The sequence below is a fragment of the Roseofilum sp. genome (genome assembly GCF_982964205.1).
Genome location: NZ_CEZBFX010000002.1, coordinates 94,557 through 105,253 on the forward strand (window position 1 = coordinate 94,557; position 10,697 = coordinate 105,253).

Genomic DNA, 10,697 nt, shown 5'->3' on the forward strand with positions numbered 1-10,697 from the left:
GAACAACCGGATAAATTGATTGCCAGTCAGGAAAATTGCGATCGCACCCTAGCGAAATCGATAGTGGTCAGATAAATTGATTCTTTTTCGGATAGGCTTGGCGATCTTCCTGTTACAATCCAAGGCGATGGTTGTCCTTGTTATTTCAAATCGCAATTGATCCATGCCAGAAATACGCTTTGAGATTGAGTGGCCCGATGGAATCCGAGAAGTTTGCTATTCTCCTTCTTTAGTGGTACAAAAGCATTTAACTGCCCAAACCGAGTACGAGCTGGCCAATTTTATGGTGCGATCGCGCACGGCTCTGCAAGAAGGCAGCGATCGCGTGAAAGCCAAATATGGGTTTGCCTGTAGTTTGGCGTTGGGACAGTTAAAGAAGTTAGAAACCGCTTCGACTCGCTATTCCTCTGATGCTAAGGTGAAGGTCTTACAGTTTATTGAATAATGGATTAAGCGTTGGCGATCGTATTGAGCATCCAGAACTAAAAAATACAGCAGGAACTGCTGTTATGAAGTACAGTTGACGCTAAAATAACGATAAGCCACCTCTTTTAGGGCGATCTGTGGGCAGGAAAAATCGATGTGCAACAAAGCTTTGCTAATCATAGATGTGCAAAAAGGTTTCGACGATCCAAGGTGGGGGAATAGAAACAACTTAAATGCTGAATCGCATATTGCGTTACTGCTTTCCGCATGGCGTAGGAAGCATTTACCCATAATTCATATACAGCATTGTGTCGAATATTCAGCAGAAGATATCCATCGAATTCATTTAGCCAGTCTGGATCGCGAATTTTGCACGGTGCGTTCTACTGAGTGGGTATTAAATGAAATCGCAAATCCAACAAGCTGAATACTAGGCGATCGCCCCAGGGTTATGGCAAAGTGCTGTATTGGTCTCGATATTTTAACGCCGATCGTCAAACCAACCATTTTGCATCAGTTGATAGAGAGCCTGCATCCGTGTTTTGGCTTTGAGTTTGGCTAAAGTATTGTTAATATGAAACTTAACGGTACTTTCGCTAATATAGAGCCGATTCGCGATTTGCCGATCGCGCAATCCCTGTGTCAGCAATTTCATTACTTCCCGCTCTCGTACGGATAGGGTGGGTTGGGTTTGCGTGTCATCTTCAATTCCCCAGATTCCTCCACCCATAATCGTTTCAATGGCTTGCCTGAGTTGTCTGGGATTGGTTTCTAAGTCGATTTTCGCTTTCACGGTTTTGGGAATAATTGGGCTATCGTGCTGCACCCAAACCACATACTGACTTTCATAAATTAAACTACTGCGATCGCTAATTAAAGGGATCTTTTTTGAGGGAGTCACGCATAGACTAAACCCGGCAGCAACAACCATTTGCGAAAAGGCAAATTGCAAAGCCGGCGATCGCATATTAACCCGCACGCGAATAGGGTTTGGCTCTTGGGCATAAGGGAGTTGCAGAGCAATTTGGAGAATGGTTTGGGGACTGTCTAAAATTGCTTCTAATCGTCCTCCCAAACAAGTACTGGCAAAGGAAATATGCTCGATCTCGTGAGGCAGGAAACTATCTTGTAGGCTGTTCTCTTCCAGGGCGATCGCCTCAGAAACCGGTACAATCGATCGCAAAATCGCAAATTCTTGTTCGTAAATTAAAGAACAGGTCATGCAATTGAGCTGCTGCACGACTTCCGCCAAACGCAAAAACAGATAAGTTAACGAGATGGGTAGCGATCGCTCTGTCCCCACTAATTTTAAGGGTACGCGCTGTAAGATATGTGCCAAGCGATCCGAGAGCATGGGAGAGGGCAGATTGAGAGGCGATCGCTGGGCCGACTTAGAATGCTGCGATTTTTCAAATTCCAGCGCATTCCCCAGAGCTACCGTCACCGTCGTACACAAACTCAATAATATTTCTAAAAATTCTGGGGCTAGAGGTTCGCAACTAAACACCGCTAATACCCCAACCACCGTTTCTGGCGTGGCTAAAGGATACCCGGCAAATCCTTGAATACCATGATGAATAGCCCAATCTCGATCTTTCACCCAAGGTTCATCCGGTAGATTATTACTTAAAAAAGACACGCGATTTTGCGCGATTTTCCCGACCTTAAACGCTCCCATCGGCACTTGTCCGAAACAGCCATCCGTATTGGTATATAACCCAGAAGAAGCCACCAGCTTGAGATGAGGAAACTGACGTTCTACCAACCAAATTCGAGCTAACCTACAATTAAACTGTTCGACCAGTTCTTGCGTGACTCGATTGGCAATTTCTCGAGCATCTAAACAGCCATAAATACTTTGGGCAATTCGATTGGCTTGGTGCAAATCGAAGAGCAATCGCGGGACATTCAACAGATTGGGACTTGGATCGGACATAGTAAGGCTAAGGAGTTGCGCTATTCCATTGATTCCCAAAATCACGCCGAATTCTGTAAAGCTGGAAACATTGTTGAGGCAAGCCCGATCGCTTTTTACCTATGGAAATAGATAGGGGTAATGTTATGGCTTCGTTGTAGAAATTAACTTGTGGCAAGTGCCCCTATTTTTAGCATCAAACCTGGGAATTCTGTAGCCAGACATACAAGAAAACACTCAAGCCGAATCTAATCTGGCAAACAGGGCAATGTTGAGCGTTAATGAGATCGCTGGCCAGAACCAAGATCGCAATCCTGAAGCATTTATTGATGGAGAATTTAGTGATGAAGACACATTATTCAGTAGCAATTGTTGGCGGAGGACAAGCTGGACTCTCCATGAGTTATTGTCTGCAAGAGAGAGGAATAGATTGCATTATTTTTGAAAAAAATCAGATCGGCTATTCTTGGCGATCTCTGCGCTGGGATAGCTTTTGTTTAGTTACGCCTAACTGGCAATGCACATTACCTGGATATACTTACCCAGGAAACGATCCAAATGGATTTATGCAACGAGATGAAATTGTGCAATATATCCAGGATTATGCCCAATCATTCAATCCTCTGATTAAAGAAGGCGTAGAAGTTCAACGGTTGCATCGTCCGGATAGCAAAGGATATACCTTAGAAACCAGCCTTGGCGAATTTACTTGCGATGCCGTTGTCATTGCCACAGGAGGTTACCATCGTCCTAAAATTCCCGCCTTATCAGAGCGTGTTTCTTCCCATATCAAACAAATCCATTCCTCAGAATATAAAAACCCTGAATCTCTTCCCGATGGAGAAATTTTAATAGTTGGTACGGGACAATCTGGCTGTCAAATTGCCGAAGATCTGCATCTTGCGGGCAAACCCGTGCATTTGTGCGTGGGTGGCGCGCCTCGTTCCCCTCGGAAATATCGCGGGAAAGATGTGGTAGATTGGCTCGATAAAATGGGATATTACGACCTTTCTATCGACCAGCATCCGGATAAGCATAAAGTCCGTACTAAAACCAATCATTATGTTACCGGACGAGGGGGCGGACGAGAAATCGATCTGCGACATTTTGCCACAGAAGGAATGAAACTCTACGGACATCTGGTCGATATTGAGGGCGATCGCCTACAATTCCGAGATAATCTCAAGGAAAACTTAAATGCTGCCGATGCTGTGGCTGAAAGCATTAAACGCACCATCGACGGTTTTATTGAGAAACATAATATTCCGGCTCCCATCGAAACGCCCTATCAACCGGTATGGGAACCCAAAACCGAAGTATTGCAGTTAAATTATCGCGATGCCAACATTAGCACGGTGATTTGGTGTACGGGCTATACGTCCAACTATGAATGGATCGAAATTCCCATCTTTGACGGTAAAGGCTATCCCAGTCACGATCGCGGGATAACCTCAGTATCGGGATTATATTTCCTCGGTTTACCTTGGCTGTATACTTGGGGTTCGGGTCGCTTTTCTGGAATAGCGCGGGATGCGACTTATCTGGCTAATTATATTGCTAGTACCCAACAGACTTTTAATCTGAGCTACACGGGTGTCATTGAGCAAGCTGCACTCGGCTCGTAAAACCATTTTACGCAATGACCCAATTGCTACATCAATCGTGAATTAGGGTTGGCTGAAAATGCGATCTGTGGAGGTTAGGGAACAGGCTTGAAAATTTAAACCCTAGCAATGCAAACTATTGTCTATTGTCTATTATGCGAGTTGCCCTTTTAACGTACTCAACCAAACCTCGCGGTGGCGTAATTCATACCATGGAATTAGCCGAAGCTCTCGATCGCAGGGGACTCTCGGTTTGCATCTTTGCTCTGAATAAAGATGGGGGGAATTTTTGCCGTCCTCTCACTTGCAATTATCGTTTAGTCCCCACCAAGCCGCCTCCCCAGACTATTGATGGTGTGGTAGAACAGCGCATTCAAGAGTATGTCAATTATTTCAGTCAACATGAAGATAATTACGATATTTACCATGCTCAGGACTGTATCAGCGCCAATGCTTTGGTGAGGCTGCGATCGCAAGGCTATTCCATTCCTTACATTCTGCGCACTGTCCATCATATTGACAATTACACCAGCCCTTATTTACAAACTTGTCAAGAAAAATCAATTTTACTGAGCGATCGCTGTATCTGCGTCAGTCATTACTGGCAGCAAGAATTACAACGATTATATAAAATTGATGCGCCAGTGGTCTTTAATGGAGTCAATACTCAGCGCTTTTCTGCGCTCAAAGAGGGTTCGGAAAACAGTTTGAAAAAGCGTTTGGAGATTGTCGGAAAACCCGTTTTTCTCAATATTGGTGGGGTAGAACCGCGCAAAAATTCAATTCGGATTTTACAGGCATTTGCCCAAGTTTTACCTGAGTTTCCACAAGCGCAATTGATTATTGCTGGAGGACTGACCCTGTTTGATTATTCGGATTATCAGGATCGCTTTTTTGCAGAAGTCAAACGACTCGGAATAGAGGAAGGAAAAGCGCTACTTTTACCGGGCGCGATCGGCGATCGCGATCTGCCGGTTCTCTATCGATGTGCCGATGCTTTTATCTTTCCCTCAGTTAAAGAAGGCTGGGGTTTAGTGGTGATGGAAGCGATCGCATCAGGACTTCCTGTTGTAACTAGCGATCGGCCTCCTTTTACAGAGTTTCTCACGCGAGAACAAGCTCTTTTAGTGGATGCCGAACAGGTCAATGAGATTGCAATTGCCATGAAACGAAGCATCGATCCAGAAACCAGAAAATCATTAATCCAAAACAGTCGATCGATTCTCTCTCGCTATACTTGGGAGAATTCTGCTCAAATGCACTGGAAATATTACCAAACGTTGTTGAGTGGCAATGATTTTTAATGAGGGAGATGGAGGGACAGGGAGATGGAATAATTTAATCCTAGGACTAAAAATAGTTTCCCCATTCCCCATTCCCCTTCTGCCGCGCGAAGTACTGTAAAACTAAACTAGATCCCAATGACCGATGACCAACACGAAGCGCTATAAACCATGACTCCACCTCTGTTACAGGTTGACCAGTTATCAATCGCCTATAATCCCCATTCAGAATGGGCTGTTAGGGATGTCTCCTTGACCCTGAAAGCGGGTAATCGCCTGGCTTTGGTGGGGGAGTCCGAGTGTGGGAAATCGACCCTAGGACGGGTGATTATGCGCTCCCTACTGCTAGAATAAACTCCCTTGCATAAATTCAGGTTGTTTCTTAACCTTTTTGGGAGGCCAAAAGACACCCAAAACAATCCAAGTATTATAAGGAAACACTGTTCCCATAAAAAACAGTGTATCTTTCTGGTTGCTACAAATTTCATTGAAGAACTTATTTCGCACACTTAAAGCTGCTTTTTCCTCATCCCCTAATCGATCCACTTCCTTGAGCCAAAGAACTCCTAATTCCCAATCTGTAATCATCACCTTATGAGGTGTATGGCTATCTTCACATTCAAATACATAGCGAAATTTATAGGGTATTTTACGCAAAGGTTTTTGAGGTGGGCCAAATAGTTTCAGTTGGTCAAATAGTTGTTGCCATTCAGGTTTCCACTCAGATTGATCCGGTTCAATTTTTAAATCAAGAACTTTTGTGGGACGGACAATGCCTAAAGAAGTGCGATCTGATTGATGTAATTCTTTCAGTTGTTTTACGGTGTAGATTGGCATTCGATCTATAATGTCCCGTCGCTCTTGCCAACCCCTTTTGGTTGAAAGAGGCTCTCCCAATATCTGTAGAGTCTCTAAAATGGGCTTTCTGCTTTCTTTGCGGCGATCTTTCCCATCACCATGAGCTAAAAGATCGACTTCTATCCACTGGTATTTACGAAATTGTTGATCTCTACTTCTATACCGATAATCAATCGGATAGAGCCTCACCCATTCATAATTCTCTGTAATTCCAGCCGTACAAATTAATTCTTGATAGCTGCTTGATGGATGAGGATAGGTCATGACTGTAATCAAAACTTTGGTTTTTATGGCTCGATCGCTCATTACGAATATCTAAGATGCTCAATGGGTAAGTTAATTATATCTGCTATATACTGAGCAAGTATGTTGCGATGGCAACATTCTGGATTGGCTTCCATACAGACTAAAACACTAGGTTGAGAGGTTAGGAGGGATATAACTGTCTCGATATCATCAGGGCAATTACATAAGTTAGAACGATAGCCTTCAAAGAGGGATTGATAGCGATCGCTTGAATTTAAGTTTTTGCGAGCGGCTCCAGGAATTCCTAATCCGGGAAGATGTTGATAGTCAATATCAAGAGAATGACACAACTTTTGTAAGGTACTTTTATGAAAACCATAGCGGCGTGCAATAGGATTATAGCGAACATCAATCAGCTTCTGAATTCCCGATTGCATCAGGAGATTGAGAAAATCATCAACAGTTTTCTTTTCATATCCAGCCGTATAAATTGCCAGGGGTGCAATTGGTCGTTCAGGTTTGCATTTATTGTCTATGGTGCTGTTTATTGTAAACCAGGGATAATGATGGTAAACTGTATTCTTTAACTCACATATAGATAACTTTCCATATTCATTGATTACGGTAGAAATATCTTCATGAATTTGGTTAGGCAAACGGACTTCCTGTTGTTCTCCTACGGGAGTGAGTTGCCAACGATTGGACTCTTGCTTCTTTAAAAAACCATTGCGGACTAATACATCAACTTCACGATTGAGGGTGAATGAATAGGGTCCGTATAGATAAGGAATAAATCCATAAAAGGTCGAACCACCACCAGATGGGGTTTCTTGATGAAGGAGAAATGACCATTTCATTAGTTGTAAAAGAGAAATATTCCCCCCAGTTCTTTGAATTATTTTCAACAATATTCTTTGACGATAAAGCATAGTATTTGCAAAGTATTTCTCTTTGTAATTATAACATTTAATCCTGGTATTACCAGGATTATTGATGAAATTTCTAGGAACAGAGAAAGAGCAAGAAAAGACTAGAGACGATCTGTGGGTTACCGTGCTATAAAATTGCAAATGGTATACAGTCAAGGATATTCGATTTCTCTATAAATCCTTTCCTATGACTCCACCTCTGTTACAGCTTGACCAGTTATCGATCGCCTATAATCCCCATTCAGAATGGGCCGTTAGCGAGGTCTCCTTGACTCTGAAAGCGGGCGATCGCCTGGGTTTAGTGGGGGAGTCGGGGTGTGGGAAATCAACCTTGGGACGAGCCATTATGCGCCTGTTGCCGTCCCAGTCCCAGGTGCAAGGAGACATTCAAGTTGAGGGAAAATCGGTTTTAGGGTTAAGCGAAGAGGAACTCCAACGGTTTCGAGGAGAAGAAGTCGCGCTCATTTTCCAAGATCCCATGACTCGTCTCGATCCTTTGATGACGATTGGCGATCATTGTGTGGAAACCCTACAGTCTCACCAGTCTTTATCCTATCGGGAAGCCAAAGATCGGGCGATCGCTGTTTTGGAAACCGTTAGTATTTCTGCGTCCCGATGGTCTCAATATCCCCACGAGTTTAGCGGCGGAATGCGTCAGCGGGTGGCGATTGCCTTAGCGCTATTATTAAATCCGAAGCTGATTATTGCCGATGAACCCACCACCAGCTTAGATGTAACGGTCTCTGCCCAAATTCTACAGGAATTAACCCGATTATGTGCCGAGCGGGAAATGGGGTTATTGCTGATTTCCCACGATTTAGCCTTAGTGGGGGAATACTGCTCGGAAATTGCAGTGATGTATCAAGGGAAGTTAATTGAGCGCGATCTGAGCAAACAGGTACTCTTTCATCCCCAACAGGAGTATACCCAATCTTTGCTGGAAGCGGCACTCCATATTCACGCGATCGAGACCAAAGCAGTGACGACTGTCCCCGAAAAGCAACCCTTACTTCAAGTGGACGATCTGAACAAACATTACAGCTTAGAGAGCAATTTAATCCAACAACTGTTTACCCGAAACGCAACCGTAATTAAAGCCGTGGATGGGGTCAACTTTGAACTTTATCCGGGGGAAATTTTAGGACTTGTCGGAGAATCGGGTTGTGGAAAAAGTACCCTTTCGCGCACCATTTTACAACTGATTAAACCCACCTCTGGCAGGGTCGAATTCTTGGGCAATGGGATTACCTCTATCAACCGTAAATCCCTGCGCCAACTGCGTCAACAGATGCAAATGGTTTTCCAAGACCCTCACGCCTGCTTAAATCCCCTCATGACAGTCGGTGAGAGCATTACTGATCCCCTCCTGATTCATGGTCTAGAAACCCCCAAGACGGCGAAACCAAGGGTCACAGAGATGCTAGAAAGAGTCGGTTTAACCCCCACAAAAACCTACTATTCTCGCTATCCAGGAGAACTTTCTGGGGGACAACAGCAACGGGTGGCGATCGCCCGCGCTCTGATTACGCGGCCGAAACTGGTGATCTGCGATGAACCCGTCAGTATGCTCGATGCCAGTGTGCAAGCACAGGTTCTACAACTGATGTTAGACCTGAAACGGGAGTTTGAACTGACCTATCTGTTCATCACCCATGACCTGTGGGTAGCGCGATTTTTATGCGATCGCATCGCGGTCATGAATCAAGGTAAAATTGTCGAACTCAACACCACCCACGAAATCTTTACCCATCCCCAGCATCCTTACACCCAAACCCTGCTTGCTGCTGCTCCCTTACTGGCGATGTAGTGCTTCGCCCTAGGGAAATAGTGCAAAGGATAGTTAGGATATTGCCTATTCCCTATTCCCTATTCCCTATTCAGAAGATTGCAGGAAAGTTTGTACTGTACCATCAGGATTAAAAACAACACGCAAGCGAGGTTGAAGATTACTTTCTAGGGGGGAAACTAAAGGTTCACCCAGTAACGGAATTCCCGTGCGATCTAAATAAGTTGCTGCGGTTTCTCCGAGGGGAGAAATGCCTTGAACTGTGCCATCGACATTCAGCGTAATATTATATTCAATTGTTTTATTTAAACTTTCTGGAGGAGTCCAGCGCTGTTCAAAATATTGCCGGGCTTCAGCAACTTGGGGAATATTATCAAATAGATTACGTTCCGCTCTTGCACTCAGGTCTAATGGAGGAGAAGCACTTTGAGCTTCTGTCGGAGGAATTACATCATCAAGTTCTGTGGGGGGACGCTCTAGGGAGGGTGCAGGTGCAAGGGCAGGGAGTTCAGCCTCAGGAGCCGGTAAAATAGCCGCTGATTCCGGTTCGTCTAAAGGGATAGGGGGGGGGAGCGCGATGCCCTCGGGAGGGGCACTCAAGACCGGCTCAGGTGGCGGAAAACTGGGTGCAGGAGGGGGAGCTGAAGCGGCTATACTTGGAGGTTCGGATGGGGTCACATTGGCAATAGGAGGAGGATCGGGAGATTCAGGGGTAGTTTCTCCCACAGGGGGAGGAGGAGGTAGTTTTTCATCGGAAGTCATGGGAGAGGGTGAGGGTGAGGGGACTTCCTCTAGGGGGGCAGAGGGAACAGTGGGTTGTTGGACAATCGAGGCATTATCCTCAATCTCTGGACTTTGAGTTTCCTTTTCACTCTGGGGTTGAGTCGCCGTTTCAAAACTTGCTTCTGGATAGGGATACAAGTCTTTCAAGACGATGACACTGGTAGCGGTGATGCCAAGACCCAGCAGGAAACTGGCTACAAATCTTAAGGTTGGGTTGGGTGGAGAGATGGGTTTGGGAGTTTCAACTCCTTCAGGGAGAGTAACGAGATCTAAGGTATATTGTTCGATCGCCGTGGCCAGATCGAACAGTTGCAGAGCGCTGAGGGTAACAGTGAGGTCGTTGTCATCTTCTCCGAGGGGGCCGAGGTTGAGTTGATGTTGGGTGAGGCGTTTGGGTTCGGTTGGAGGAGACTGGGTGAGGAGCGTTTGAACGGTGGTAGTAACAAGATCGCAGAGGCTTTCGAGTTGGGTGCGATCGCCCTTAACCGTAATTTTAGCCTCTGTTCCTTTCCGTGGGTCATCGAAATGTAAGCGAAAGCGCAGGTTTTTGATTACCGGTTGTTTCATCCATCGCGAGAGGGGAGAAGATTGACCGATAATTTCTAGGGTGCAGGTGGGTGGGGTATAGCGTCGGATGACGGAGGAACTCATGGGATCAATTAATAATTAATAATGAATTCAGAGGGAGCGGTCTAGGAGGGCTAACCAGAGACGACGAGGGCCTCCGGGACTTGAGTAAAAGAGCAGATCGATTAGGAGTTTGAGGGCTAGGGGGGTAAGCTCATCGGGGGAGATGTCTTCACCGTCGAGCATTCGCTCTTGATAAGTATTGGTAAAAGTGTCGAGATAATCCCCCAGGAGGGACAT

At 45.2% G+C, this 10,697-nt stretch carries 10 protein-coding genes; 5 read left to right on the forward strand and 5 right to left on the reverse strand.

Annotated elements, in window-relative coordinates; genetic code table 11:
• The first annotated feature begins 163 nt into the window (after positions 1 to 163).
• The gene (locus AC3A14_RS01065; protein ID WP_318702080.1) at positions 164 to 445 is read left to right on the forward strand and encodes an MSMEG_0570 family nitrogen starvation response protein; all 282 of its coding nucleotides are present in this window, start codon (positions 164 to 166) and stop codon (positions 443 to 445) included.
• Between the two features lie 462 nt (positions 446 to 907).
• Here the strand turns inward: AC3A14_RS01065 and AC3A14_RS01070 are convergent, their stop codons facing one another.
• Complete coding sequence (locus tag AC3A14_RS01070) at positions 908 to 2,362, reverse strand: LuxR C-terminal-related transcriptional regulator (protein WP_318731939.1); 1,455 nt, start codon at positions 2,360 to 2,362, stop codon at positions 908 to 910.
• A 323-nt stretch (positions 2,363 to 2,685) separates the two neighbouring features.
• Between AC3A14_RS01070 and AC3A14_RS01075 the strand changes: the two genes are divergently transcribed.
• The 3 genes from AC3A14_RS01075 (at position 2,686) to AC3A14_RS01085 (ending at position 5,582) form a co-directional block, all read left to right on the forward strand.
• Positions 2,686 to 3,966 carry an MSMEG_0569 family flavin-dependent oxidoreductase gene (locus AC3A14_RS01075; RefSeq protein ID WP_318731940.1) on the forward strand — a complete coding sequence of 427 codons (1,281 nt, stop codon included), beginning with the start codon at positions 2,686 to 2,688 and terminating at the stop codon, positions 3,964 to 3,966.
• 134 nt (positions 3,967 to 4,100) lie between these two features.
• Positions 4,101 to 5,249: an MSMEG_0565 family glycosyltransferase gene (locus AC3A14_RS01080; RefSeq protein WP_318731941.1), complete on the forward strand. Its 1,149-nt coding sequence runs from the start codon at positions 4,101 to 4,103 to the stop codon at positions 5,247 to 5,249.
• Positions 5,250 to 5,399: 150 nt separating this feature from the next.
• Entirely contained in the window at positions 5,400 to 5,582 is a 183-nt protein-coding gene (locus tag AC3A14_RS01085) for an ATP-binding cassette domain-containing protein (RefSeq protein ID WP_318731942.1), read from the forward strand.
• On the opposite strand, the gene AC3A14_RS01090 is transcribed toward AC3A14_RS01085, so the two are convergent.
• The gene (locus tag AC3A14_RS01090; protein WP_318731943.1) at positions 5,574 to 6,392 is read right to left on the reverse strand and encodes a hypothetical protein; all 819 of its coding nucleotides are present in this window, start codon (positions 6,390 to 6,392) and stop codon (positions 5,574 to 5,576) included. The genes AC3A14_RS01085 and AC3A14_RS01090 overlap by 9 nt on opposite strands.
• Positions 6,392 to 7,189, reverse strand: coding sequence for a DUF488 domain-containing protein (locus AC3A14_RS01095; protein ID WP_318731944.1), 798 nt, complete (start codon positions 7,187 to 7,189; stop codon positions 6,392 to 6,394). Before AC3A14_RS01095 ends, AC3A14_RS01090 begins: the two co-directional genes overlap by 1 nt.
• A 259-nt stretch (positions 7,190 to 7,448) precedes the next feature.
• On the opposite strand from AC3A14_RS01095, the gene AC3A14_RS01100 reads away from it, so the two are divergent.
• On the forward strand, positions 7,449 to 9,068 hold the full coding sequence (locus AC3A14_RS01100) for an ABC transporter ATP-binding protein (protein ID WP_318731945.1): 1,620 nt from the start codon (positions 7,449 to 7,451) through the stop codon (positions 9,066 to 9,068).
• A gap of 66 nt (positions 9,069 to 9,134) precedes the next feature.
• On the opposite strand, the gene AC3A14_RS01105 is transcribed toward AC3A14_RS01100, so the two are convergent.
• Together AC3A14_RS01105 and AC3A14_RS01110 are read right to left on the reverse strand one after the other, a co-directional pair.
• Positions 9,135 to 10,481 (reverse strand): DUF4335 domain-containing protein, encoded by a 1,347-nt coding sequence (locus AC3A14_RS01105; RefSeq protein ID WP_318731946.1) that lies wholly within the window; start codon positions 10,479 to 10,481, stop codon positions 9,135 to 9,137.
• Positions 10,482 to 10,508: 27 nt separating this feature from the next.
• The coding region (locus tag AC3A14_RS01110) for a DUF3038 domain-containing protein (protein WP_487778894.1) at positions 10,509 to 10,697 on the reverse strand (189 nt) is incomplete at its 5' end.